The organism is Leisingera sp. SA32 (genome assembly GCF_056033425.1).
In genome coordinates, this window is the sequence record NZ_JBVYHB010000003.1 from 38,956 (window position 1) to 63,333 (window position 24,378).

The 24,378-nt window shown below is 61.3% G+C and carries 20 protein-coding genes; 12 read left to right on the forward strand and 8 right to left on the reverse strand.

Annotated features, from left to right (window positions below; translation table 11 throughout):
- Positions 1 to 31: 31 nt before the first annotated feature.
- From tssC to tssA, 3 genes are all read right to left on the reverse strand, one after another.
- Positions 32 to 1,528 (reverse strand): type VI secretion system contractile sheath large subunit, encoded by a 1,497-nt coding sequence (gene tssC / locus AC0IPL_RS05330; RefSeq protein ID WP_474272621.1) that lies wholly within the window; start codon positions 1,526 to 1,528, stop codon positions 32 to 34.
- Positions 1,529 to 1,543: 15 nt separating this feature from the next.
- A complete protein-coding gene (gene tssB / locus AC0IPL_RS05335; protein WP_474272622.1) occupies positions 1,544 to 2,059 on the reverse strand; it encodes a type VI secretion system contractile sheath small subunit in 516 nt (171 codons plus the stop codon).
- Between the two features lie 70 nt (positions 2,060 to 2,129).
- Entirely contained in the window at positions 2,130 to 3,191 is a 1,062-nt protein-coding gene (gene tssA / locus AC0IPL_RS05340; protein ID WP_474272623.1) for a type VI secretion system protein TssA, read from the reverse strand.
- 244 nt (positions 3,192 to 3,435) lie between these two features.
- Between tssA and AC0IPL_RS05345 the strand changes: the two genes are divergently transcribed.
- From AC0IPL_RS05345 to AC0IPL_RS05370, 6 genes are read left to right on the forward strand one after another with little or no spacing between them, the layout of a single operon-like run.
- Complete coding sequence (locus AC0IPL_RS05345) at positions 3,436 to 4,215, forward strand: hypothetical protein (RefSeq protein WP_474272624.1); 780 nt, start codon at positions 3,436 to 3,438, stop codon at positions 4,213 to 4,215.
- 60 nt (positions 4,216 to 4,275) lie between these two features.
- Positions 4,276 to 4,695, forward strand: a complete 420-nt coding sequence (locus AC0IPL_RS05350) for a hypothetical protein (RefSeq protein ID WP_474272625.1) — start codon at positions 4,276 to 4,278, stop codon at positions 4,693 to 4,695.
- Positions 4,696 to 4,698: 3 nt separating this feature from the next.
- Positions 4,699 to 5,316: a MotA/TolQ/ExbB proton channel family protein gene (locus AC0IPL_RS05355; RefSeq protein WP_474272626.1), complete on the forward strand. Its 618-nt coding sequence runs from the start codon at positions 4,699 to 4,701 to the stop codon at positions 5,314 to 5,316.
- A gap of 17 nt (positions 5,317 to 5,333) precedes the next feature.
- Positions 5,334 to 5,747: an ExbD/TolR family protein gene (locus AC0IPL_RS05360; RefSeq protein ID WP_474272627.1), complete on the forward strand. Its 414-nt coding sequence runs from the start codon at positions 5,334 to 5,336 to the stop codon at positions 5,745 to 5,747.
- Positions 5,744 to 6,151 carry an ExbD/TolR family protein gene (locus AC0IPL_RS05365; protein ID WP_474272628.1) on the forward strand — a complete coding sequence of 136 codons (408 nt, stop codon included), beginning with the start codon at positions 5,744 to 5,746 and terminating at the stop codon, positions 6,149 to 6,151. Before AC0IPL_RS05360 ends, AC0IPL_RS05365 begins: the two co-directional genes overlap by 4 nt.
- The gene (locus tag AC0IPL_RS05370; protein ID WP_474272629.1) at positions 6,148 to 7,653 is read left to right on the forward strand and encodes a DUF4384 domain-containing protein; all 1,506 of its coding nucleotides are present in this window, start codon (positions 6,148 to 6,150) and stop codon (positions 7,651 to 7,653) included. Before AC0IPL_RS05365 ends, AC0IPL_RS05370 begins: the two co-directional genes overlap by 4 nt.
- A gap of 18 nt (positions 7,654 to 7,671) precedes the next feature.
- Here AC0IPL_RS05370 and AC0IPL_RS05375 read toward each other — a convergent pair whose 3' ends face one another.
- Positions 7,672 to 9,024 carry a caspase family protein gene (locus tag AC0IPL_RS05375; RefSeq protein ID WP_474272630.1) on the reverse strand — a complete coding sequence of 451 codons (1,353 nt, stop codon included), beginning with the start codon at positions 9,022 to 9,024 and terminating at the stop codon, positions 7,672 to 7,674.
- Between the two features lie 169 nt (positions 9,025 to 9,193).
- Here AC0IPL_RS05375 and AC0IPL_RS05380 point away from each other — a divergent pair, with 169 nt between their 5' ends.
- Entirely contained in the window at positions 9,194 to 10,234 is a 1,041-nt protein-coding gene (locus AC0IPL_RS05380) for an OmpA family protein (RefSeq protein WP_474272631.1), read from the forward strand.
- 71 nt (positions 10,235 to 10,305) lie between these two features.
- On the opposite strand, the gene AC0IPL_RS05385 is transcribed toward AC0IPL_RS05380, so the two are convergent.
- Positions 10,306 to 11,412: a ParB/RepB/Spo0J family partition protein gene (locus tag AC0IPL_RS05385; protein WP_474272632.1), complete on the reverse strand. Its 1,107-nt coding sequence runs from the start codon at positions 11,410 to 11,412 to the stop codon at positions 10,306 to 10,308.
- Positions 11,409 to 12,713 carry an AAA family ATPase gene (locus AC0IPL_RS05390; RefSeq protein WP_474272633.1) on the reverse strand — a complete coding sequence of 435 codons (1,305 nt, stop codon included), beginning with the start codon at positions 12,711 to 12,713 and terminating at the stop codon, positions 11,409 to 11,411. The genes AC0IPL_RS05385 and AC0IPL_RS05390 overlap by 4 nt, the downstream gene beginning before the upstream one ends.
- 545 nt (positions 12,714 to 13,258) lie before the next feature.
- Here AC0IPL_RS05390 and AC0IPL_RS05395 point away from each other — a divergent pair.
- From AC0IPL_RS05395 to AC0IPL_RS05405, 3 genes are all read left to right on the forward strand, one after another.
- On the forward strand, positions 13,259 to 13,942 hold the full coding sequence (locus AC0IPL_RS05395) for a DnaA N-terminal domain-containing protein (RefSeq protein ID WP_474272634.1): 684 nt from the start codon (positions 13,259 to 13,261) through the stop codon (positions 13,940 to 13,942).
- Between the two features lie 83 nt (positions 13,943 to 14,025).
- Positions 14,026 to 15,300, forward strand: a complete 1,275-nt coding sequence (locus tag AC0IPL_RS05400) for a nucleotide sugar dehydrogenase (RefSeq protein ID WP_474272635.1) — start codon at positions 14,026 to 14,028, stop codon at positions 15,298 to 15,300.
- Between the two features lie 70 nt (positions 15,301 to 15,370).
- Entirely contained in the window at positions 15,371 to 15,817 is a 447-nt protein-coding gene (locus tag AC0IPL_RS05405) for a GFA family protein (RefSeq protein ID WP_474272636.1), read from the forward strand.
- Positions 15,818 to 15,829: 12 nt separating this feature from the next.
- Here AC0IPL_RS05405 and AC0IPL_RS05410 read toward each other — a convergent pair whose 3' ends face one another.
- Positions 15,830 to 16,741, reverse strand: a complete 912-nt coding sequence (locus AC0IPL_RS05410; RefSeq protein WP_474272637.1) for a MurR/RpiR family transcriptional regulator — start codon at positions 16,739 to 16,741, stop codon at positions 15,830 to 15,832.
- A gap of 170 nt (positions 16,742 to 16,911) precedes the next feature.
- Positions 16,912 to 20,931 (reverse strand): PEP/pyruvate-binding domain-containing protein, encoded by a 4,020-nt coding sequence (locus AC0IPL_RS05415; protein WP_474273188.1) that lies wholly within the window; start codon positions 20,929 to 20,931, stop codon positions 16,912 to 16,914.
- 302 nt (positions 20,932 to 21,233) lie between these two features.
- Between AC0IPL_RS05415 and AC0IPL_RS05420 the strand changes: the two genes are divergently transcribed.
- A complete protein-coding gene (locus tag AC0IPL_RS05420) occupies positions 21,234 to 22,058 on the forward strand; it encodes a PhnD/SsuA/transferrin family substrate-binding protein (protein ID WP_474272638.1) in 825 nt (274 codons plus the stop codon).
- A gap of 16 nt (positions 22,059 to 22,074) precedes the next feature.
- Positions 22,075 to 24,369: a response regulator gene (locus AC0IPL_RS05425; RefSeq protein WP_474272639.1), complete on the forward strand. Its 2,295-nt coding sequence runs from the start codon at positions 22,075 to 22,077 to the stop codon at positions 24,367 to 24,369.
- Positions 24,370 to 24,378 lie beyond the last annotated feature (9 nt).

The window sequence follows — 24,378 nt, forward strand, 5'->3', positions numbered from 1 at the left end:
GTTCCGGTCTCAGGAGACATTGGAGTGGAAATTAGCCTCCTTTTTCCGAGGGCAGCTTCGATACCAGACGGAGGGAGACCGAAAGTCCTTCCAGTTGGTAGTGCGGCCGGAGAAAGAACTTCGAGCTGTAGTAGCCCGGATTGCCCTCAACCTCCTCCACCACCACTTCGGCCGCGGCCAGAGGCTTGCGCGCCTTCTGGTTTTCCGAAGAGATGTCCGCATTGAAGTCGACGTAATTGTTGATCCATTCCTGAAGCCAGGACTCCATGTCCTGTCGGCTTCGGAAGGAGCCGACCTTATCCCGCACCATGCATTTCAGGTAATGCGCAAAACGGCAGGTGGCGAAGAGGTAAGGCAGCCGTGCGCTGAGATTGGCATTGGCGGTTGCATCCGGGTCGTCATATTCGGCCGGCTTGTGCAGCGATTGGGCGCCGATGAAGGTCGCAACATCGGTGTTCTTGCGGTGAATCAGCGGCATCATGCCGTTCTTCGCCAGCTCCGCCTCGCGCCGGTCATCAATTGCGATTTCCGTGGGGCATTTCTGATCGACGCCGCCGTCGGTGGTCGGGAAGGTGTGGCTGGGCAAATTTTCCAGCGTGCCACCGCTTTCGACCCCGCGGATACGCGAGCACCAGCCGTACATCTTGAAGGAGCGGGTGATGTTGACAGCCATGCCGTAAGCCGCGTTGACCCAGCTGTATTTCTCGCTGGTGGCGCCGGCGGTGTCTTCTTCGAAGGCGAACTCCTCGACCGGGTCGGTCTTGGAACCATAGGGCAGACGGCCCAGGAAACGCGGCATCGCCAGGCCGACATATTTGGCGTCCTCGCTGTCACGCAGGCTGCGCCAGGCGGCATATTCCGGGGTCTGGAAGATTTTGGTCAGATCCCGCGGGTTCGACAATTCCGCCCAGCTGTCCATTTGGAACAGGGTCGGTTTGGCACCGGTGATCAGCGGTGCATGCGCGGCGGCTGCGATCTTGGACATCTCGCCCAACAGTTCGATGTCCGGCGGCGAGTGGTCGAAATGGTAATCGGCAACGAGCGATCCATAAGGCTCGCCGCCCAGCTGGCTGAACTCCTCGGTATAGATCTTCTTGAAGATCGGCGACTGGTCCCAGGCCGTGCCCTTGAATTTCTTCAGGGTCTTCGACATTTCCTTCTTGGTGATCGGCAGCACCCGAATTTTCAGCTGCTCATCGGTCTCGGTGTTGTTGACCAGGTAATGCAGACCGCGCCAGGCGCTTTCCAGCTGCTGAAAGTCCTCATTATGAAGGATCAGGTTGACCTGCTCGGTCAGTTTCTTGTCGATTTGCGCCACGATGCTTTCGATGGACCGCAACGCGTCGTCTGAAATCAGCGCCGAATTGGCCAGCGCCTGTTCGGCCAACGTCTTGACCGCGCTTTCAACGGCCGTCTTGGCCTGGTCCGACTTGGGGCGAAATTCCTTTTGCAGCAGGTTGGCAAATTCAGCCGAACCAAAAGCGGCTTCACCGGCAGCGGCTTCCGCCTGGAGTTCTTCATCAGCCATCTTTGTCCTCCCCTATTACTCTTCGCTCTCGGCATCGCTGCCGGGCTTGGGCTGTGCGGCCAGGGTTTTCAGCAGGCTCGGATCCTGGATAATCTTCGAGATCAGATCCTCTGCGCCGGTCTTGCCATCCATGTAGGTCATCAGGTTGCTGAGCTGGCTGCGAGCCTCCAGCAGTTCACGCAGCGGCTCCACCTTGGCGGCGATAGCGGCAGGTTTGAAATCGTCCATACTCTCGAAGGTGATGTCGACCGCCAGATTGCCCTCGCCGGTCAGCGTATTCGGCACGGTGAACGCCGCCCGCGGCGCTAGGGATTTCATCCGGTCATCGAAATTGTCGACGTCGATTTCCAGGAACTTGCGGTCCGCAACCGCGGGCTGTTCGACCTCGGATTTGCCGACAAGGTCGCTCATCACCCCCATCACAAACGGCAACTGCACCTTCTTTTCGGCGCCATACAGCTCCACGTCGTATTCGATCTGGACCCTTGGTGCCCGGTTGCGGGCAATGAATTTCTGTGAACTTCCGGCCATCTAGGTCTCCTTACTCGTCTTGCATGCATGGGTGCCGCGACCAGTGCCGCAGCGACAGGGCCCATGTTTGTCAGTCGTCGTCGTCGATGCCTCCGATCAGGTGGACGTTGTCCACCCCCTGCGGCGCCATGTCGTTCATGATGGTGAGGAAATCAGCCCCCACCAACCGTTTGGCTCGCTCCAGCAGCAGCGGCAGCGGGCTGGAAGGCTCCGCGCGGCGGTAATACCCGATGATCCGATCCAGCGCGTTGGACACGTCAGCAGGCGAATTTATCGTCCCCGGTGCAGCCGCCGCCGCCCGGCCCCCAACCGCCGAGGGCTCTGCCTCGCCAGTGTCGTCAGCCACCTCGTCACCACGGTCATCGGCGGCGGTTTCACCGCTCAGTTCGCCATAGTCGCGCATCCGCTTGGCGATCTGTTGCAGCAGTTTAATCAGGGCCCCGAGGTCAGGCCCCTGCCCCGGCGTCTGTTCGTCAAACACCCCCGATATGGCCCGCAGATTGTCTGCCGCCGTTTCGACCGCCTGCAACCGTGTCCGCACCACATCCGCATCGCTGTCCTGGAAAGCCGCGCCGATGGTGGACCTGTCGGGCACGTGTTCCATGTTCGTCGGCGCCGCGATCAGCCCTTCGGCGATCTCGATGTCGCGAAAACAGAAGCGTCCAAAGCCGCGGCTCTCACTCAACGGGGCGCGGCGCACCGACCGGTACACGGGCGACGGGCCGCCCATGCCGTCGGGCTGGCCGCAAAGATCCTGAATTGCATTGATCCGCATCGTCGGATCACCGTCATCTTCGTCCAGCTCCGGATGGCACGTCGCCCAATAGGTTTCGAGACACCCGCGGATATAGGTGGTCACATCGGCGAACCCGGTCAGCCCCTCGGTATGCAGCAGAGCATCCCCCAGAAACACCGCCGCGCGCAGATCGTGGCTGCGCTCCAGAACCTCTTGCGCCTTTTTCTGAACTTCACGGTAATCGGGGTCCGTGGCCTCGATCTTTTCGTCGCCGACCACGGACTCTTCACCGGGTTGGGCCGCCAGCTCCATCTCTGTGAAAGCCGGATCATATTCGAGATTATCGCCGCTGGGTGCGTCGTCTCCTTTGGACTGCAGTAACACTGCCGGATCCATCTATCCCCCCGCTATACCAACCGCTTTGCGGTCTAACTAACGTAACGTTAAGAACCCCCGCTCTTGTTTGCCCAAGCGGTTAAGGCTGCCCAATCTCAAACTAAAAACTTGACCCCAAGTGAGCCTTATCGGCATCCTCAAGTCAAATGTTTTCACAGATTGTCATGGTCTGGTTGTGATGAGTGTTCAGCAAATTACCGGCAAGGACGTCAAAATTCTCGTCCGAGAAGGCGCCAAAAAACGCATGAGTTTCGCATTTTGCCAGGACCAGAGCAAAGACCCGTTGCTGATGATTCAGCCCGGCAAAAAGCCCGAAGCTCTGCGCGCACCGCTGAAGCAACAAGGCGGCGCGGCACCAATGGCCTGGGGCACCTATGTGGTGCGCAACGGCGATATGGAAATGATCTGCGAAAGCGCTCCCGCGCGCATGGTCACCGAGCTGAAAAGGTTTCTTAGGCGCAACAAGCCCAAGGTGAACGTGCTGTTCTATGACGATGGCGGCAACCTTCTGGACAGTCTGAAACCCGAACCCGCCGGGGATCAGCAGACGGAGAAGACCGCTGCAGACATCGCCGCCCCCGAAATCGACCAAGATGCCATTGCGCCCCTGAAACGACGGCTGAAGCGCATACAGCTCCGTATTTCGCTGGCTCCGGGGGCGCTGGAACTGAAACTCAAACGCGCGCTTGCCAAGGCCGTCGGCCTTATCAACGACGGACGCCTGCAGGAGGCTGAGACGATGGTCGTGGTGATCGAACGCGCCGTGGCCCGTATCGGCCAGGACCGCGAGGGCGAGGCCGCCTCGATGCAACGTGCTCAGCGGGAAATGGACCAGCGGTCCCTTGGTGCCCAGGTCAAACGCGCCCAGTCATTGCAGGCCAATGTCGCCCGCGCGCCGGGCCCTGCACGCGACCGTCTGGGCCGCGCCCTGCACGTCGCCGCGCGTCACCTGAAACGCCGCGACCTCGACTCGGCCCGCGCCGCCATGGACAGGATCGAAAAGGCGTTGACCAGCCTTGTCTGACCTCTTGCCAATCCGCACGTCGCGGGCTGGCAACACTTACATCGCACCTCGGAGACAGTGATGCCCGTGACCCGCCTGCTGACTGCCCTCATCCTCACCTGCCTGCCACTGGCCGCCGCCTCGCAGACCGCTATGCTTCGGGTTGAACTGAACAAGACCGAAGACATCGACGTCGGCGGGTGCCGGGCATTCTTTCTGTTTCGCAACCAGACCGGAAAGAGCTTCGAAGCCTTCGAGATGTCACTGGCAATTCTTGACGGTTCGGGCGTGATCGACCGGCTCTTGTCGGTTGACGCCGCGCCCCTGCCCGTTCAGCGCACCACGCTGAAACTATTCGAAATACCGGACATCGCCTGCGGCGACATCTCGGAAATTCTCCTGCATGACATCACGGCCTGCCAACCCCAGAACGAGGAACAGATGGACTGCTTCCCGCTTCTCGAGCTCGGCTCCCGCGCCGCCGCTCAGCTGGTCAAGTAAGCCATGAGCGGAACCTGGAATATGCTCGGCACCGGCGGGCCCGTGATCGTGACCCTGGCGCTGATGTCGTTGCTGTCGCTGACGGTGATTGCCGTCAAACTGATTGAGCTCTGGCCGGTGCAGTCCGGCACTGCGGCCCGCGAACAGGCGCTGACCCAATGGCGGGATGGCGACCGAAAACAGGCGCAGGATAGCCTTGCAGGGGGTAAGTCCCCTGCTGACCGGGTGATGCGCTTTGCCATGCAGGCAATTCAGGACGGGTTGCGCGGCCCGCTGTTACAGGATGAGCTTGCCCGGCGGGGCAACGAAGAGGTGAGCCGGATGAACAGGCTCATCCGGCTTCTGGAGCTCATCGCCATGGTTTCTCCCCTTTTGGGCCTTCTGGGCACCGTGCTTGGTATGATCCAGTCCTTCCAAGAGTTGGAACTGGCGCAAGGCGCCGCCAATGCATCGGTGCTGGCCGGCGGGATCTGGCAGGCGCTGCTGACCACCGCCGCGGGCTTGCTGGTCGCCATCCCGGCCGCCGTTGCCGCGGGCCTGTTCGCCGCCCGGATCGACGCCGCGGCCCAAACCATCGAAAGCGCCGCAGGCCGCCTGTTGATGATAGACGGGTCGCGCTGACGAAAGGGGCAATCGCCATGAGGATCAACCGGCCAGCACGCCCCCGCGCCCTGATCTCGCTGGTGCCGATGATTGATGTGATGCTGATCCTTCTGGTGTTCTTCATGGTGACGTCCACCTATTTGAACCTCGACATGATCCCGGCGGTGAAACCCAGCGGGCAAGGTGCAACTCAAGCCTCTGCGCCCACCGCAGCGACCCTGTTGATCCGGCTGGGCGCTGACGGCATGCCGGTATTGCGCGGTGCTGCGCTGGATGCTCAAAACCTTCGCGCCACCCTCTCTGCGGCGGTGGCGGAGGACCCGCTGATGCAGGTGGTCGTTCTCCCCTCTGGTGCAGCGCAGACACAGGCGTTGATCACCCTGCTCGACGCCGCGGCGCTGGCGGGCGTCACGCGTCTGCGGGTGTTGCGACTGGAGGCGGGGCAGTGAAACTCAACCGCCCGGTTCGCACCGCCCAGTCCGAAACCATCATCGCGCTGATCGATGTGGTGTTCTTTCTTCTCGTGTTCTTCATGCTGATCGGTCGGATGGACGCCACCGCCCCATTCGATGTCCAGCCCGCGACCGCTGTCACCGGGCAGGACATGCCGGCGGGTGGCCTGACGCTGGCGGTTTCCGCTGACGGCGCACTGGCCCTTGACGGCATTGAGATCTCCCGTGCCACGCTGTCCGCCGCACTGTCCGAGCACTTGGGGAACAGTGCCGAACTGCGTCTGCGCATCAACGCCCACAAGGCCGCAGAACTGCGCCAGGTGCTGCCGCTGGTGACCGAAGCAGAAGCGCTGGGGTTCTCCGATGTTGTGCTTGTCGTCACCCCGGACTCGGGGGGATGAGGCACGCTGCTGCCACATGGCCGCTGGGCCTTGCCATATCGGTTCTGGTACACGCCGGAGGCGCCGCCGCCCTGCTGCTTTCGCTGGTCCCGGACCCGCCGCAGCAGCAGCCTGCCCCGCAGAGCCGTCTGAATCTCGAGGCGCACCGCGTCCCGCGTTCGACCGCAGTGCCGCAGGCGGCGAAGGGACCGCAAGCGCGTGAAAGCAGGGCGCAGGGCCAACGACTGGCCTCGGAACGGATTCCGCGTTCCAACGCCGCTGCCAGCGCGCCGCAAAGCCAGGCACTGGCCCCGACACCGCCGCCGACGTCACCGCTCGCAAGCGCCCGCGCAGAGTCGGACGCGGCCCTCTCGGTTCCTGCTGCGGGCCGCAGGATCGACGGCGTCGCGGCGTTGTCGCAACACGTGCGCCCTGCCCGCCCGCGACCGAAGCCCGCGCGGGTTTCCCCCGCCACTGCCACGGCTCTGCCAGAGGCCGTGACAGTGGCGCAGCCAACAGCGCAAGCCGTGGCCAAACCCGAACCGCTGGCACCGGTATTGGCGGCGCTGCGCCCCCAACCCGCCGCTGCACCGGAAATGACCACAGCCACGGCGGCGACGCCGACCGCAGCGTCGCTCCCCGCCACCGCCCCATCACTGCAGGTGGCATCTGCCGCCATACCGGATGCGCCACGCATCAAGGCGGCATTGGCCTTTCAGGGCGGCGGCGAAGACATCGACCCGGTCTCGCTAGCCGCGTTCCAAAGTTTCATGCAGCCCGGCGATGCCACTACTGGCGGCGATCCGCTGCGCGACGGTGTCTCCGGCATTCTGGGCGCTGTTCCCTGCGCGCGGCTACAGGCTAGCTTTGTCCCGGAAACGGCGACGCTGGAAATCCGTGGACACTTGCCCGAAGACAGTCTCAGGACACCGGTGCTGGCCGCACTTCAAACGCAGATGGGGGACGATATCGCCGTGTCTGACAAGATGCGGCTGTTGCCCCGACCGCAATGTGGTGCCCTGGCAGGGATCGCCACCATCGGCTTGCCACAAAGCACGGATCAAATGACCAACCCGTTGCTGATCGGCGATGACGCCCATGCGCGGGTTCTGGACTATTCCGGCGGTGATCGACTGTTCTTCGACCTGACCGCACCGGACTACGCGGCCTATGTCTATGTCGATTACTTCGATGCTGAGGGCACAGTTCTGCACCTCCGCCCGACTGGGTCTGAACCGATGGCATTGTCCCCGGCAAAAAGCGCGCTGCGCGTCGGCACCCGCGCCCCCGGCGACCCGGGCCTGAACCTGACCATCGGCCCGCCCTATGGCCAGGAAATCGCCGTTGCATTCGCCGCCTCACACCCGCTTTATGGCAGCCGCAGACCTCTGACAGAACCGGCTGGTCCCTACTTGGACTTTCTCCGCGCCCGCGTGGCGGAGACGCGTGCGAAGCACCCCGATTTCAAGGGCGAATGGGTCTATTTCCTGATCACGACACGGGCACCACGGGACGCTGACTGATGCGCCGCACGATAGGCATTACTTGCAACCGCCCGCGGCCCAGTTCTTCAACGCGCGTTTGAACGCACCGCCAAACGGGTGTTGCTTGCCAAGAGACCGCTGCATGTTGAGGCTCAGATAGGTATTCCCCTGCGTACACAGTCGCTCACGGGTCCATTGGTGGCAGTTGCTGCAAGACTGTTCCTTCCAGAGATTTTCGGGCAACCCCTCTATTGGCGGAAACACCGGGGCGCGGGTTACGGCCTCTGCCAGTGTCAGCCCAGAAATCGATGCCATTTCGCCGACCAATGGGCTGGTAAAGGTCACCTGTGCTGCCGGTTCAGGCGTCTCCCTAGCTACCCGGGCCACGGTCTCGGCCTCCGATGGCGCCGGTGTTTCTTCCTTCGGAGACCCCTCGTTCAGTTCTTCAGCCATCAGATCCGCCAGCAACGTGCGGGCCTCATCGGCAAACCGTCCCTGCCCGTAGCCACGCAGGAACAGCATGATCTGCATCGCATCACGCGACGACCGAACCGATTGCCAAACCTGCGCCTCTTCCGATTCTGCCGAACCCAATGCGACCGAAGGCGCGTGCGCCTCCGCCGGGGCGAAAACAAAATCACTGACCAAAGAGGACGTATCCCACGGGGTCTGCTTGCCTCGGCTTTGCTCGAGAACCGCGCGGCGGACCTGCTTGAAGGCCTGCTCAACCGGCTGCCCCGGCACGGTAATTTCGCGTGCCAGTGCCTGGGTGAAAGGGCTGTTCTGCCCCTCCCCGTCCAGCGCCACATCGCCCGGCGCCGTGGCATAGGCCAGGAATGTCCCGGTGGGTGCCTTCATTTCTGCGAGGCCACTTTCGTCCAGGTCCGGCACCGTTTCAAACGGGTTGTTGCGGCAGGCGTCGAGGATCACGATATTCGTACGGTTCCGGGCCGAGGCCATCTGGCGCAGGACTGACTGCGCCTCGATTGCCAGGAGATCCAGATCGGCGGCATCCGCCAGCGCCACATCCACCGGCAACAGATAGTTGCTGCCAAAGCTCTGCACACCGTGACCGGCGTAATAGAACAGCCCCGTCGCGTCTTCGCCCGCCTGACGCAGGCGACGTCCGAACTGCGCAATGCTGCGCTTCATCGCGATCTGGGTTGTGTTCTCTGCCAGCGTGACTTCAAATCCCAGGCTCTCCAACGTCGTCGCGATCAGGCGTGCATCGCGCACCGGATTATCCAGATGGGACACCGCGGCATAGTTCGAGTTGCCAATGATGAGGGCCAACCGCTCCTCCGCCCGCGCGCTGGTTGCTGGTGTCAGCAACGCGATTGCCAGTACCAAGAAGCTCAGCAATGCACCCAAGAACGGTGGTCGGCGGGTCCGGTACGTTCTGCTCTCCACTTTGTCGCTCCTGCTCAACGCCGCCCCAGAGGCGGAAGTCACTTAACAAGTGTATTCGTCTCTCAGGCTATCGCGCCCTTGCCTTTGCCAGCAAGTCTTCTGTTATCTTGAAGTGTCTGCCGGTTTGCGCGTGGCGCACCGGGGCGGCAATAACCAGTGAGGGCACCGGATGAAACGCTTAACCAATTATATTTTAACACTTTTCTTTCTTACGGCCAGCTCCGTTCTGGCCGCGGACCCTTTTGAACATGGGTGGCGACTGGATCCGGACACCTCGGCCATTCGCTTCATCTCCATCAAAAAAGGCAGCATCGCCGAATCCAGCCGTTTTGACGCCTTCTCCGGGGAAATCTCAGAAAAAGGAAATGTGAAAATCAATATCGCGCTGGATTCCGTCGATACATCCGTTGATTTACGAAACGTCCGTATGCGGTTTCTCTTCTTTGAGACCTTCACCTACCCGGAGGCGGTGGTGACGGCCACACTGGCCCCCGATCAGCTGACCGATTTGGCGGCGCTGCGGCGCAAGTTGCTGGACGTGCCCGTGACGCTGTCGCTGCGCGGCATCGAGTCCGCGATCACCGCACCGGTCGCGGTCACCGCGCTTGGCCAGGACCAGGTCAATGTCGCGACGGTACAACCGATTATTCTGCGACTTGAGGATTTTGGCCTGAATCCGGGTCGCGAAAAGCTGGAGGAGGCCGCCGGGGTCACAATTACACCTGTCGGGCTGGTCAGCCTGGATCTGACCTTCAACCGGAATGCGCCCGGCACCCCCCCTGTCCCCGCGGGAACAAATGAGGTCGGCGCGGCCACAGCGCTGGAAGTTAGTGGGGATTTCAGCCGGGAAGCCTGTACGGGGCGTTTTGACATTCTGTCGCGCAGCCGTAGCGTGAACTTTGCCCCCTCGACGGCACGGCTGAACGCCAACTCCCGCGACTTCCTCGACAGCCTGTCGGACATCATCCGCCGCTGTCCCGGGATGATCGTCGAAATTGGTGGCCACACCGACAGCCAGGGCAAGGCAGCTTGGAACATGCAGCTGAGCGAGCAACGTGCAGCAGCCGTGCATCGCTACCTGCTGGACAAAGCCATCCCATCCGACAGGCTGGTCGCGGTGGGCTATGGCGAGACCACACCACTGGTCTCCAACGACACGGTACAGAACCGGGCCAAGAACCGGCGCATTGAATTCAAGGTACTGAACTGACCGTCAAGAATAAGGCCCGGCGTCTCAGCCGGGCCTGACAGCGGTTGGGCACGGCCCGTTTGCATACAGCGTCAGCTGTCTTCCAAGGCCGCGAAGAACGCCGCAATGGCATCTTCCAGCTTGTGCCGATCAATCTCGGAAAAGTCGCGATCCATGGCCATCTCGATCTTCCCATCGCGGGCCTGACAGCGGACTGTCCCCGCGGGGACAATGCACCGCAGCGTGGTCTTGGCCAGCCCTGACCTCGGCGCTGCGGGGCTGCGGGGGGGCACGGGCCGCGCTTGTTCCACAAAGCCACGCAGCACAGCCAGTTCCGCCTCGGCCGTTTCAGCCTGCGCGGCGCGCAGGGCATCCCGCAGTGTTTCTGCGCTGTCAGGGTCTGCCTCCAACCGCTTGCGCAAGTCCAGCCCCAAGGCGCGTGGGATTGCATCGGCAAAGTTCAACGATTGGCCGATGGCCTCCAACAGCTGCGCGAAGTGCCGGATGTAAATCTTCTTCTGCCGTCCGGCAGACGCATAAAGGTGGTTTACAGCGTCTTCGACACTGTCGGCGCCGGTCTGGCTGTCCTCTGCATAGCGCAGCGCCAGCTGGGCCATTTCCGCAAAAGAGATGTCGCGGCGCACAAGGTTTTCGTCGACCATGCGGCGATACAGCGCCTGCAAATCGTCCCCGCGAGCCACCAGCCCGGCCGGAATCGTCGCGTAGATCTCATCATCGGTCTGTTCGCGAAGTTCTTGATAGGCCCGTATACGGCGGTAGCCCTGGATCAGCTCAAAGGAACCGTCGTCACGCTCCTCGACCCGGATCGGGTTCGACAGACCGACCGACATGATGGAGGCCTTCAGCTCTTCCAACTCCGGATCGCGCGTTTCATTGCGGTCGCGGATCAGCTTCTCCATGCGGATTTTATCAAGCGGGATCCGGTCAACCACCAGCCCCAGCTTTTTCAGCCGTACGAACTCATGCGCCAAACGGTCATTTTCCGCACGGATGTTCTGTTCCGCTTCGGCGCGCGCGCGCAGCGCATCGGCGTTTTCCGAAATTGCGGTCGCCATCGGCCCGCGCCTGCCTTCTGCCGGTTTCTCTGGATTCGCAGCGGTGCTGGAGGGTTTCGTCCCCGCGGGGACAGGGGTAGGGTCAGCGGGAAAATCGATGTCAAAAACTCTGCGCTTGCTCATGCCTCATCCTCCAGGTTCTCCCAGGCTTCCAGCGCGTAGGACTTGAACTCATCATAGGCCTGATCGAATGATCCCCGCGCCCGGCGCCAGGTCTCACGGGTCATGTCGCGGTAATCGATCTCGTAAATCGAGCTTAGGAAACGCCCGGACTGTTCCACCGCGCGGGTCATCTCGATCGGGTGCTCGGTCATCCGCCCCTCGAAAACCTTCATGAACGCCGAACGCATCGCCCGGTGCAGGTCATTGCCGGATTCATAGCGGGTCAGCAGAAAGCGCACATCCTGAAACACTTTGGGCAACGCGAATGTCCCCGCGGGGACAACCCCGTTAAACGCCGACAGATCCTCCAACGCTTCGGACAGCTGGCCAATAAATGACGTCGTGGAGTCATACTCCCAATAGCCCGGACCGGACGGGATGTAGAGCATGTCGGCGGCAAAGACCGCGTTCATTGACTGGTAGCCGATGGCCGGCGGGCAATCAAAGATCATCATGTCGTAGTCTTCGGCCGGCAACTGGTCGAGATACCGCGACACCGCCGCAAAGAAGGACCACTCCGGATTCAGATGGCGGTACTGCGCCGACGCAAATTCGACGAACGCCGCGTTGGCGCAGGACGGGATGATGTCGATGGTGGGCCAGCTGGTAGGTTTGACAAAGTCGCTGACCCGCAGATCCTGAAGCCCCATGCCGGTGATCGCCTCGGGCAGTTGGCGCTGGGGCAGGGCGGTGCCTGACTCGGCGCCTGACAATGTGGCGTTCATCCGTTCAGTCTCGCGCACAAGGTCGCGGGCCATGATGCCCCAGACGGTATAGTCCTCAGTAATATCGCTGAGCCCCATGGAATGCGACAGGGTGGCCTGCGGATCGAAATCAACGCAGAGCACCCGATACCCATCCAGTGCCGCGGCGTGGGCAAAATGCAGCGCGACGGTGGATTTGCCAGCGCCCCCCTTGAAGTTTGAAATGGCCACCCGCAGCGCCCGCTTGCCAGCCGGACGCTTGGGCAGCAGCGATTTGCGATTGATCTTGATGCGGCGGCGCAACTCGTTGATTTCATCAAGCGAATACCAGCGCTGGCGACCATCCTCTTCGACGTGGCCCTGCGGCAACGAAGGATCCGCTGACAGACGTCCGCGCAGGGTGGACTGGTTGACCCGGAAGATCAGCTCCGCCACCTCCCAGGATGAAAACCGCCGCAGCGTCTTTTCCATTTCCGGAGAGAACGTCTGCTGGCGAATCCAGCTTTGCATCTTGAGAGATTGGGCCTGCATTTTTGACAGGTCTTCGTGCGTAAACATCGCTGCTCCTTGCCTGGCACGTTGTTGTTATTGGCAGCGCGCCCGGACGGCGGACGCAAATTCAGCCTCAACATCCATTTACGCCGAATTTGCAAAAAACGCAAAAGCAAATATGATTTGTATCAGCGTCCTGTCCCCGCGGGGACACAGCGCCCGATGGCCCAGGAAAACATGGCCCCAAGCGATTCGCGCCGCAGCCGCCAAACGATTCGAATCACGGGCTTTTTCCTGGAGACCAACGCCAGATTTTGGGGGACAAGCCCAGTAGGCACACTGTGTATAGGGGGACATTTTTGCCCTATTAGGGGACAAACTAGACGTCCCCCTATACCATTGATACCCATTTTTCATTGGAAAAAGGGTTTGGGACTGAAATCAATTTAGCTCAGTCCTTGACAGAATCGCATTCCCGGACGCAAATCAGATACAACGAGCAAATAGCGTTGAGTTCGGACCATCCACCAACGCAAATGGCGAAACGCCAGACGACTTGAGGCAGCCTATTCCCGCACATAATAGCGGGAAACCAAGAAACGGGGGCAGCAATGCTTGCCAAACGGCCTGCGGGGCGAAATGCCTCTGCGCTGAAATACGACATCCTCACGGCGATGGGGGCTTTTGCGCTGGGTCAGGCCAAAGGCCCGCAAAGGCTGGTGTTGCGTTTCATGACCCTGATGACCGCCCGCTATAACTGGCAGCGGGATGAACTGGCGGTCGGACAGCGTGAGATCGCCCGGCTCTGGAGTGTTGATGAGCGCACCGTGAAGCGCGAGATGGCGAAACTGCGCAGCATGGGTTGGCTGGTGGTCAAACGCCAGGGCGCGCGCGGTCGGGTGACGGAATATGGCATCGATCTACCCCGTGTCCTGCATGATACTGAAAGCCGCTGGGCCGCTGTTGGTCCTGATTTCGAACACCGGATGAAAGCCGATGATGCACCATCGGCAAATGTGGTGCCATTGCGCCCCGACGTCGCGCCCGCGGCGCCGGATGTCTCTGACGGTCAGGAATGGAGCCTGGCCAAAGCATTGCTGCATGCCGAGGATCCGGCGAACTACGCCTCCTGGGTGCAGGCGCTGAAACGGTCGGGCAGGGCAGGGGGACGGCTGGTGTTGACCGCGCCGAGCCGCTTCCATGCCAATTACGTGATGGCACACCTGATGCCACGCCTGCTGGCAGCCTGTCGCGATGTGGACGGTGACATTTCCTCAATCGTGATCGAAACGTGACCCCGACTTGCAGGCGATAGCGGTTGAACCATCCTGGCGTCGCGCATTATGTGCGGCTTGCAGGCAATAGGAGCGGCAGGGACATGAGCGGCGCGCAGGAAAAGATATGTGTCATCGGGCTCGGCTATGTTGGCCTGCCACTGGCCGCGGCATTCGGCCGTCACCGCGACGTGATCGGATTCGATATCGACCCTGGCCGCATAGCCGAGCTGCGTGACGGTCGCGACCGGACACGTGAACTGGACCCCGAGGAACTGACCTCTGCGCGGCATTTGCAGTTTACTTGTGATCCGGCAGACATCGCTGATTGCGGCATCTATATCGTGACGGTGCCGACCCCGGTGGATGCCAGCCACCGGCCGGATCTGTCGCCGCTACTGGCGGCCTCAGCTGTGGTTGGCGGTGTGTTGAAACCCGGTGATCTGGTGATTTACGAGTCGACAGTCTACCCCGGCGCAACCGAGGAAGACTGCGTGCCGGTGCTGGAAGCACGGTCCGGGTTGACCTATAATGTCGACTTTTTCGCGGGTTACAGTCCTGAAAGGATCAACCCCGGAGACAAGGCGCGGCGGCTTCGCGACATCATCAAGGTCACTTCCGGCTCGACGCCGCACGTGGCGGAGCGCGTAGATGCGCTTTATCGCGAGGTCGTCGCAGCGGGCACCCACAAGGCCGCCAGCATCCGGGTGGCCGAAGCTGCCAAGGTGATTGAAAACAGTCAACGCGACATCAACATCGCGCTGGTCAATGAGCTGGCAAAGATCTTCAACCGGATGGGAATTGACACGCAGGCGGTGCTGGAGGCAGCGGGCACCAAGTGGAACTTTCTACCGTTCCGCCCCGGTCTGGTCGGCGGCCACTGTATCGGCGTCGACCCTTATTATTTGACCCACAAGGCGGAAAAGCTGGGCTATCACCCCGAGATTCTACTGGCCGGACGGCGGCTGAATGACGGCATGGGCGCCTACGTCGCCGGTGAGATGGTCAAGGCCATGCTGAAACGTGGCCTGCCGGTTGCCGGTGCACGTGTGCTGGTCATGGGGCTGACCTTCAAGGAAAACTGTCCCGACCTGCGCAACACGCGGGTGATCGACGTGGTGCGCGGGTTGGAGGACTACGGCGTCACCGTCGATGTTTATGACCCCCATGCCGCTCCAAACGAAGCGCAGGCGGAATATGGGATCGCACTGGTCGAGACGTTGGAGCAGCGGCACTATGCCGGGGTTGTGCTGGCCGTGGCCCATACCGAATTTCGAGAGATGGGTGCCAAAGCCATCCGGGAACTTGGCGCGGAGGGAGCGCTGGTCTACGACCTGAAGTACCTGCTGGACCAGAGTGAGGCAGACCTTCGTCTGTGATCGCAGTTCCGTCGCGCCAGAGACCAGAATGGTGTAGAATGCTGTCTCCAGAAAATCTGCGAGGAGCCACATGGTCGACACTCTGCAAGGCCGCTGTCTGTGCGGCGCGGTCAGGATCGAGGTTGCGGGTGCGCATGATCCGGCGTCCGGTGCCTGCCATTGCCGCATGTGTCAGCGCTGGACCGGCGGTGTGTTCCTGTGTTTCGAAGCGGCGGCCGAGGCGGTGACCGTTGAAGGCCCGGTTCGCCGCTATCACTCCTCCAGCTTTGCCGAGCGCGCGTTTTGTGCAACCTGCGGCTCACACCTGTGGATGCGGGATCTGCATGGGGAGCGAACCGCCTATGACTTGATGCCAGGGTTGTTCGACGCGGCACTGGCCTGGCCCTTGCGCTCGGAGATCTACGCCGACCGGGCAATGGCGGCTGTTGCGTTACAGGGCGATCACCCTCGGATCCGCCGCGAGGCGTATGAAGGTGACAACCCTTTCGTCGATGGCGACGGAGAAGAGCGCGGTTAAAGCAACCTGTCCTCAAAGACGGGTACGCGGCAGTTTCGGACCGCTCCAGTAGGCACCGCTGTTCTGGCGCAAGGCGTCATAGGCCTCCATCCGGTTTTGCGTTTCCTGGCCGCCGGCCTCGATCAGATGGGTCAAAAGACACTCCAGTACCGCCATTGCGCCGCCAATGGCACCAAAGGGATGCAGCGAATTGGCCGCGACTGCCAGAGTGTGATCGGCGCGGATACCGGGGGCGATGACCTCGCTGTCAGCAATCAGGATCACCGTGGCGCCGCGTTCGCCCGCAAGGCGCAACGCCTGGATGGTGCCGGCAGAGTAAGGCGCAAAGGTCAGTGCAATCAGGCAATCCTGCGCGCCAATATCCACCAGATCGTCCAAAGCGGCCCCCATGTGGCGGGGCACCAACTCCAGCGTCGGCAACGCCATGCGGCCGACGTAGTGAAAATAATAGGCCAACGCATAGGACGACCGGGTGGCTGTTACATAGCTGCGCCGCGCCCCGAGCAGGGCGGCGGTAATCGCCTGGGTGCGTTCAGCGGTCATCAGACGCAGCGACCGCGACACGATGTTTATCTGGTTGCGCGCCGCGTCTGCCTGCATCTGGCCGACGGTGCCTTGCCGCGCCATTGCGTCCAGCCAGTCGGACCCCAGATCGGTGTCCCGAGCGGTCGTCAATGCCGCCCGGAACGGCGCCCGAAAACTGTCGTAGCTATCATAGCCAAGTCCCTGTGCCAGGCGCACAAAACTGTTCGCGCTGATCCCGGCCTTGCGGGCGGAGTCCCGCACTGTGTCCAGTCCAAAGTCGCCGGGGTTGTCGATCACGTATTTGGCTGCGGCTTTGAGCCGTGGCGGCAGTTGCTCCATGCGCTCCTTCAGGTGCTGAAGGAGACGGGCGGTCTTATGCGGTGCGAGATGCGGGTCCATTAACGCATCAGAACAGATGTGCGACGAATAGCAATAGCAGAACGCATGTCTTCATTCGGACAGGGTGCACCATAGCGGACTTTGCGTCGCCGGCTGTAGAATCGAAAACTGCCCCCGAACCGATTCGGCGCGGGGGCAGTCGTGCTGAATGGTGGTGCGCAGTTCGGGGTTTACGCTGAAATGACCTTCAATTCGGAGTCTGCCTCCAGCTCGATACTGCCGTCGTCGCTGACGGTAATTTTGTCGCCATGGTTCAGGTTGTTCAGACCTTTGCAGGCGACCAGCATCAGGATGTCCTTTTCACGCGCAACAATTGCCATATGGCTCAGCCACCCGCCGACTTCGCTCAACACTGCACCGGAGCGTTGAACCCAGGGTAGCCAGGCTGGGTTGATCATCCGACAAACCAGGATGTCACCATCCCTGAAATCAGCAAAGGCCGCGGGATCGATGACGCTGTTGTCTTCCATCCAGAACACGCGGGCCGTCATGCTGCCGCTGCCGGACACACAGGTTCCGCTCAGGTCGCCGTCGCCGGTTTGAACGGCAGTGCCGAGCGACAGCATTTCGCAGTCGCGCAAGCTCAGCGACACGGCGGTGGGCGCGGACTGTTTGCGCAGTGCTTCGGTGTCGGCGCGGGCTTCGGCAACCGCGCGCAAGGAGGCAGCGTTGGTCCAGTCGCCGGACAGCACCTCCTCAAAGGTGAGGCTGAACACAAGATCTCCCAACCCGCTGATTTCACCGAGCGCCAGCAACGCCCGACGCAGTTCCGCCAGAATGCGCAGGGCCTCGTGTTTGGCTTGCTCTTTCAGGTCTTGGTACGCGATGGCGAGGCTGATGACATTGTCCAGCTCATCCGGGAGGTTGGCGGGGGTCGGCACCCCGCCGATAGGTGCCACGGTCCCGACCAACAGCGAGTTCAGTAAACTCGGCGCTTCGCTGTAGCGGGGCGACGAAAGCTCGTAGTCAAAGATCGATCGGTGCCCCATAAGCCGCAGCGCGCGCGTCTCGGCATCCTTGCCGGTGCAAGAGGCCAGCAGGCTTGAGGGCGCGTTTGGTAGCTCGGCATGCATCAGATGGGCGCGCAGCGCGGGGTCACCCGCGGTGGCCGCACTGGCCTCTCCCATGGTGAAACCGGCCAGAATGTTGATTTTCTCGGCCTCCAGATAAATGTCATGAACAAACAACTGGCGCAGCGTGGCTATGCTTTCGATCAGTTTGGCCTGCGGAAGCGCCGCATAGTTCATTGCCTGCCAGACCGCCAGTTCGTCTGTCAGCCTTGGCATCACCTCGTTGCGGAAGTGCGCGATCATCGGCCGGGCCTTCCTGCGCAATTGCTTGGCCTTCGTGGCTGTCAGCTTCAGGGTCATGTCCTGTTTCAGGGCCACATCGACATAGGTCTTTCCGAACAGGTTGACGAGATGGCCATCGCGCCCCTCAGGCAGACCGTAGGGAACACCCAACTCACGGCAGGCGAGGTCGACGCTGCCGCCGGGGGCCCATAGCGCGCTCATCAAGGAAAATGACAGCGGGGTGGGGCGGGGCAGAACCTCCGACATCTCATCCTGTTCCAGAATGGTCTGGTCCGGATCGGCGTCCGCGTAGCGGTCGAGAAGGTCACGCCATTCGGCCAGTCGGACCCGCTCTTGCTCGCTGCCCAGCGACAGGGTGGTAATGTCGCGACTTTGCACGATCTGGAACTGGCCGTTTGCATAGGCCCATTCCACGTCCTGCGGCGCGCCAAACTTTTCCTCGATACGTTTGCCCAGGGTCAGCAGCGGGCCCATGTTTAGGGTCTGGTCCTGCCCAGGATCGGCAGGCAGCCCGGTGTAGCGGCCAAAGCGCAGCGATGTCGGAGTGACGCGGCCTGATACCAGATCTTCGCCGCAGCCCCTGACCCATTCTATCATGCTCATACCGGGGGCCGTCGGGTCCTGGGTAAACAGGACGCCTGCGTATTCCGCCTGCACCATTTCCTGCACCACGATATTGCCCTGACTGCTGCTGTCGCCCTCCGCCGCATAGCTGGCGGCGCGGTCGGAGGAAAAGCTGGCCACCACTGCGTCCAGAGCTGCGCGCATCGTTTCAACGGTTACATCCAGAACGGAGTCGAACACGCCGGCAAAGCTCTGATCGGCGCCGTCTTCGTTGCTGGCAGAGGAGCGCACAGCCACCGGCCTGCCGCCTGCGAGTTGAAAGACCTGCGCCGCGAATGCATCTTTCTGCGTATCCGTCATGGCGCGATAATCCTGAATGGCATCCGTGCGCAGGATGACGCCGCCGGGCACGGGCAGGCCCGCGTTTTTCAACAATGACAGGCGCAGCGCCTTGTTGCCGGCCTCTGCCAGTTCTTCGGTATAGCCCATGGGAATGACACCGCGGGGCAGCCTGGCCAGTTGGGCCTGATGCGCGCGGCGCGCACAGGACCCAGCCAAGCTGCGGTGCAAGCCCGTCACATAGGCCCGTTGCGCCAGCAGCAGCGTCAGGCTGAAACAAAGGTAGATATTGGCAGCGCCCGACAGGCTGAAGACCATGGCAAACAGCGCGGGCAGGCCGAGCACCATCCACAGCTGTTTCTGGCGCTTGGTCTTGGCCACAGCCCAGAGCAAGTACACGGCCGCGAGGGCGCAGAACAGAATTGGCATGACAAACAGCGGATCAGGCGCGCCCAGATCGGGCATCCACAGGAATGGCGTCCCGAGGCTGGTGCTGGCCTGTTGCGCGGCAGAGACCCCCAGCATCATCACCGGCAGGAACAGCAGCGCGGTGAGATTCTTCATGGGGGTCAGGCCTTTGTCGGCATAAAATGCCTGAACGGCCCGCGCCTTGCGCACGGGATCATCAGCCAGGCGCACTTTCAGCGCCTTCAGTTCATCGGCGGTCGCAGCTGTGATGAGCTGGTCACGTTCCGATTTCAGCGCAACGGGCAGCACAAGGATGCGTGTGATGATGGACAGCCCGAGAAGGCCGAGCAGGATATGGCTGCGTTCATGCACCCACAGAAGGGCGGTGGACAGGGCGGAGATCGCCTGATCCCAAAGCCCTGTTTGCTGGTCGGCCAGCCAGTCCTGCACATGCGGTTTGGGCGCAGGCGCGACGAAATATTCCCATGGCAGGGTGTAGCGACCTCGAAAATCAATGCCTTGCTGCGACAGCTCCAGCCCCAGGACCTGGCTCATGAAGCAGCTGCGACGGTCATAGCAAGCGGCTATCGTGGGCTTTTCGGGGTCCAGCGCAGCGATTTTCTGCATTAGATCGGCGGTTGTCATCTTGCGAATCGGGATGTTGATGGCGCCGGGCAGGCGGCCCGCAGCAAAGTCTCCGGGATAGCGGGTATCAACGATTTGCAGGTCTTCGGTCGCCAGCAAAGATTTGAAGTCATCGGTGCTCAGCAACACGTCCTTACCCGGATATTCGGGGATCGCACGCAAATCGGACAAGGATTTCACGTCCTTGTCGGAAAAGTCGCGCCCTTCGACGATCCATTTCTCGATACCGCCCTTGATGAAGCTGCAATCGATGCCCATCGCCGCAAGCCGGGCGCAGGTCTCGGAGCTGCGGTTGCCGTTGTGGCAGAACAACACGACCTTTTGTCCGGGCTGCACCGGGCGACTTTGGAGAAAATCCGGAAACCGGATGTGGGTCGCGCCAGGCAGGGTGCCCATGGCATTTTCACCGGTCTCGCGGATGTCATAGAACAGTGTCGTGCCATCCTCCAGCGCCGCGGCGGCGTCGGCTGTGCTGATCCCCAGTGGGTGGTCTTCCTGCTTGGAGAAGCTGGTCTCCTTGAGGCTGCTGTCCTTGATGGCGGTGCCGTCGAACTGGGCCGGCCGGGTCAGCGTTGCCTGGAGACGCGTCAGCTCTGCCTGCTTGTACGTTGAGTACTGCCAATAGTTGCCCGCTGTCAGAGCCACTACCACCAGCGCCAGCCCAAAGATCAGCTTGACCGGGTAGCGCGCCGCCGTTTTGCCCTTCTTGGGCGTATAACCCAGCTTTGCGGCGACTACGGCCCCAAGTCCGGAAATCATGGCAATCCCGACAGCAAACACCTGCGACAAGGAAGATACCGACCCGATGACAAGTTCAGGGGAGGGGATGGCAAGCGCCGCCACCGGAAGAGTCGAAAAAAGCGACGCAAGAACAAGAAGCTGGGTTTTGTTCTTGCGGTTCAGCTTGGACGGGCGGGACATAAGCGGAGTTTTCACAGCGGTTCCTGCTGAGCCATGGAAGACTGGCGGTTTGAATTGTGGCGAATTTGTCTAAAAGATTACGTAATTATTACTGAACCATTAACATAATATCCGGAGGATAAAAGAAGCGCAAATTTTTCCGATAAAATTTGGTGCGTTAACATTGTCTTTTTTGCAATGTGAGATGAAACAGAGGTCGATGGTCATGCGATGCGTTGGCCACGGTCTGTTAGGAGACATATCCCGTGAAGCTGTTTCAGTTGCTCCGCCCTGTTCTATCTCTTGTCTGCGGGCGGGGGCGATTGGCGCTGTGTCTTGCAGCGGCGCTGGTGCAGGTGGCTCCGCTGCAGGCGGACACCGAACTGGTGTTTGGGACCTACGCCGCGGACAAACCGACCGCGACGGTCCGCCAGTATCAACCCTTTTTGTCCTTCCTGTCTGAGCGCATGACCGAAAGACTGGGCGAACAGGTCACGATCCGATTGACAATTGCCAAGGAATATGGCGAAGGCATCCGGCAGCTGGCCGCGGGGGAGGTCGATTTTGCCCGGTTCGGCCCTGCCTCCTATGTCCATGTGATGAAGGAAAACCCGAACATCCGCATTGTTGCGATCGAGTCCAAGGACGGCGGCAAGCGGTTCAATGGGGTGATTGTGGTCCACGCCGATAGCCCGGTTCAGTCGGTTGCAGAGCTGGCGGGTCGGAGTTTTGCCTTTGGCGATGAGCTGTCGACGATCGGGCGCTACCTTGCACAGGAATATCTGCTGGAAGCGGGTATCAGCAGCGCGGAGCTGACAGAGTTTGCCTATCTCGGCCGCCATGACCTGGTCGGCGAAGCCGTTGGCGCGGGCAAGTATGCAGCCGGGGCGCTGAAGGAAAGCACCTACAAGAAATTGGCGGCAAAGGGGGTGCCGATCAGGGTCCTGGCCTCCTTTGAGAACGTGACCAAACCCTGGTTGGCCGCTGATGACATGGCGCCTGAGGTGCTGGAGGCGATGCGCCAGGTCATGCTGTCCTCGGAGAACGAGGACCGCGTGCGGGAGATTTCCAAGAACGGCTTCCTGACCGGGGCCGATACGGATTACGACATCATACGCCGGGCGATGGAGCGCAGCCTGGCATTCTGAGGCAGCTACGACGGCGATGAAACATACAAGCATCCTTTTCCAGATCGTATTGTCCCTGTTGGTCGTGGCCACAGTGGTCGGTCTGGCCGTGGGTGAACTGGCCAAGCGTCAGGAGGTGCACCGCCTGGAGAAGCATCTCGAAGAGAACGCCGACATGACGGTGTCATTGCTGAGCGGTCTGATGTTGGAGTCCATCATCGTGCAGGATGTCCCGGTGCTGGAAAGCGGGCTGACCGAGGCCGTCACCCGGATGCCGCAGCTCCTGGCCATCGAGATCCGCAATCCGTCGGGCCGGGTTCTAGGCTCCGCGGCGGTACCCGGTCAGGAAAATTCCGACACATATGTGATGTACGAGCGTCCTATCGAACTGGAGGGGGCGTCTTTCGGGACGATGGTCGTCAAGTGGTCCACCCGAGACGGCGAGGCCCTGGTGCGCGCCAGGGTGCGTCAGATCATGGTCTGGACTGTGGTGCCGGTGCTGGCGTTGTCGCTGCTGGTGTTGCTGCTGGTGAATGTGCTGGCTCTGCGCCCACTTCACCGTATCCACAAACGAATGTCAGGGGCCATCGCAGGGCTGCGCAGCCCGATCCGGCGGTTGCCATGGTATGCCTCCCGCGAGTTTCAGGCGCTGGATTTTTCCGTTGGCGTCCTGGAGGAAACCTTTGCGGAGCGCGATGAGCGCGAATATGCGATGGAGCAGGCGCGCGAGGCCGCCGACATTGCCAACCGGGCCAAATCCGAATTCCTTGCCAATATGAGCCATGAAATCCGCACACCGATGAACGGGGTGATTGGCATGGCGGAACTGTTGCAGGAAACCCCGCTCGACGATGACCAGAAGTTGTACTCTGAAACCATCGCAAAGTCGGGGTCAGCGCTGCTGACGATCATCAATGATATTCTGAACTTCTCCAAGATCGAGGCTGGAAAGGTTGAGCTCGCCCAGGCGCCGTTCAATCTTCAGACGGCGCTGGAGGACGTAGTCACCTTGCTGTCACCGCGCGCGGCCGAAAAGGGTGTTGAGATCACCATGCGCTATGACCCGGCTCTGCCCGAAGTGTTCGAGGGGGACGCGGGCCGGATCCGCCAGGTGATTACCAACATCGCCGGTAATGCGGTCAAGTTTACCAGTGAAGGATATGTCTACATCGATGTGACCGGCCGCCCGGGTCCGGACGGCCGGTATGCGCTGCGGCTGCGAATCTCCGACACCGGTATCGGCATTGCGCAGGAGCGTTTGGGTCGGATCTTCCGGGCCTTCGAACAGGCTGATTCCGCCGCCACCCGCAATTTTGAAGGCACGGGCCTGGGTTTGGCGATTTCCGCGCGGCTGCTGGAGTTGATGGGTGGGACCGTCAAGGTGAATTCCGAACCGGGCAAGGGGTCCGAGTTCGTGCTGGAGATCCCGCTGCCGGAAGGTGGTGCGCTGGAGACACCGAAATCGGACTGCAAGATCAACCTCTCGGGGCATTGCGGGCTGGTGGTCGATGATCTGGAACTGAACAGAACGATCCTCTCCGAACGGCTGAGCAGCTGGGGCGTGCAGTCGGTCTGCGCAGCCTCAGCCCGCGATGCGCTGGAAATCCTTTCGGATTCGCAGCTCACCGGGCGCCGGTTTGACTTCATCCTTCTGGATTTCCAGATGCCGGAGGTTGATGGGCGCGAACTGGCGGAACGTATTCGCGCCCTGCCGGAGTTTCGTAACGTTCCCGTCGTCATCCTGTCATCGGTTGAACATGCTCTGAACCGCAGCGAATGCGATAGCATCGGCGCCTGCGAGTTTGTACTCAAACCGGTACGCGCCGCCCAGCTGCGGCAGGTTATTTCCCGCATGCTGAAGGGCGTGGAGACAGACGCGGTGCGGCCAGTTGGCGCCGACGCGCAGCTGGCCGCAGAGGGCAAGATGGTCCGTGTGCTCCTGGCGGAAGACAACCGGACCAACCAGGTGGTCGTGACCAAGATGCTGAAAGATTATCAGCTTGATATCCGCATTGCCAAAAATGGCGTCGAAGCTGTCGAGATGTTCCGCGTCCAGCGCCCCGACATTGTGCTGATGGACATGATGATGCCGGAGATGGACGGTTTGGAAGCCACGGCTGAAATGCGTCGGATAGAGGCGAATGCAGGCGACGACAGCTGCCCGATTGTGGCGCTGACCGCCAATGCGCTGCGAAGTCATCAGGAAAAATGCCTGCGGGCCGGCATGGATGATTTTTTGAGCAAGCCGATAAACAAGAAAGCGTTGATCGATACCATCCGAAAATGGACCGGTGTCGAGGATCGGGGCGCGCTGCAAAGCACCGGAACTTGACGCGCGCGC

Coding starts and splice junctions, on each gene's coding strand:
- tssC (WP_474272621.1), bottom strand. CDS start 1,528: ATGGCTGATGAAGAACTCCAGGCGGAAGCCGCTGCCGGTGAAGCCGCT.
- tssB (WP_474272622.1), bottom strand. CDS start 2,059: ATGGCCGGAAGTTCACAGAAATTCATTGCCCGCAACCGGGCACCAAGG.
- tssA (WP_474272623.1), bottom strand. CDS start 3,191: ATGGATCCGGCAGTGTTACTGCAGTCCAAAGGAGACGACGCACCCAGC.
- AC0IPL_RS05345 (WP_474272624.1), top strand. CDS start 3,436: ATGAGTTTCGCATTTTGCCAGGACCAGAGCAAAGACCCGTTGCTGATG.
- AC0IPL_RS05350 (WP_474272625.1), top strand. CDS start 4,276: ATGCCCGTGACCCGCCTGCTGACTGCCCTCATCCTCACCTGCCTGCCA.
- AC0IPL_RS05355 (WP_474272626.1), top strand. CDS start 4,699: ATGAGCGGAACCTGGAATATGCTCGGCACCGGCGGGCCCGTGATCGTG.
- AC0IPL_RS05360 (WP_474272627.1), top strand. CDS start 5,334: ATGAGGATCAACCGGCCAGCACGCCCCCGCGCCCTGATCTCGCTGGTG.
- AC0IPL_RS05370 (WP_474272629.1), top strand. CDS start 6,148: ATGAGGCACGCTGCTGCCACATGGCCGCTGGGCCTTGCCATATCGGTT.
- AC0IPL_RS05380 (WP_474272631.1), top strand. CDS start 9,194: ATGAAACGCTTAACCAATTATATTTTAACACTTTTCTTTCTTACGGCC.
- AC0IPL_RS05385 (WP_474272632.1), bottom strand. CDS start 11,412: ATGAGCAAGCGCAGAGTTTTTGACATCGATTTTCCCGCTGACCCTACC.
- AC0IPL_RS05390 (WP_474272633.1), bottom strand. CDS start 12,713: ATGTTTACGCACGAAGACCTGTCAAAAATGCAGGCCCAATCTCTCAAG.
- AC0IPL_RS05395 (WP_474272634.1), top strand. CDS start 13,259: ATGCTTGCCAAACGGCCTGCGGGGCGAAATGCCTCTGCGCTGAAATAC.
- AC0IPL_RS05400 (WP_474272635.1), top strand. CDS start 14,026: ATGAGCGGCGCGCAGGAAAAGATATGTGTCATCGGGCTCGGCTATGTT.
- AC0IPL_RS05405 (WP_474272636.1), top strand. CDS start 15,371: ATGGTCGACACTCTGCAAGGCCGCTGTCTGTGCGGCGCGGTCAGGATC.
- AC0IPL_RS05410 (WP_474272637.1), bottom strand. CDS start 16,741: ATGGACCCGCATCTCGCACCGCATAAGACCGCCCGTCTCCTTCAGCAC.
- AC0IPL_RS05415 (WP_474273188.1), bottom strand. CDS start 20,931: ATGTCCCGCCCGTCCAAGCTGAACCGCAAGAACAAAACCCAGCTTCTT.
- AC0IPL_RS05425 (WP_474272639.1), top strand. CDS start 22,075: ATGAAACATACAAGCATCCTTTTCCAGATCGTATTGTCCCTGTTGGTC.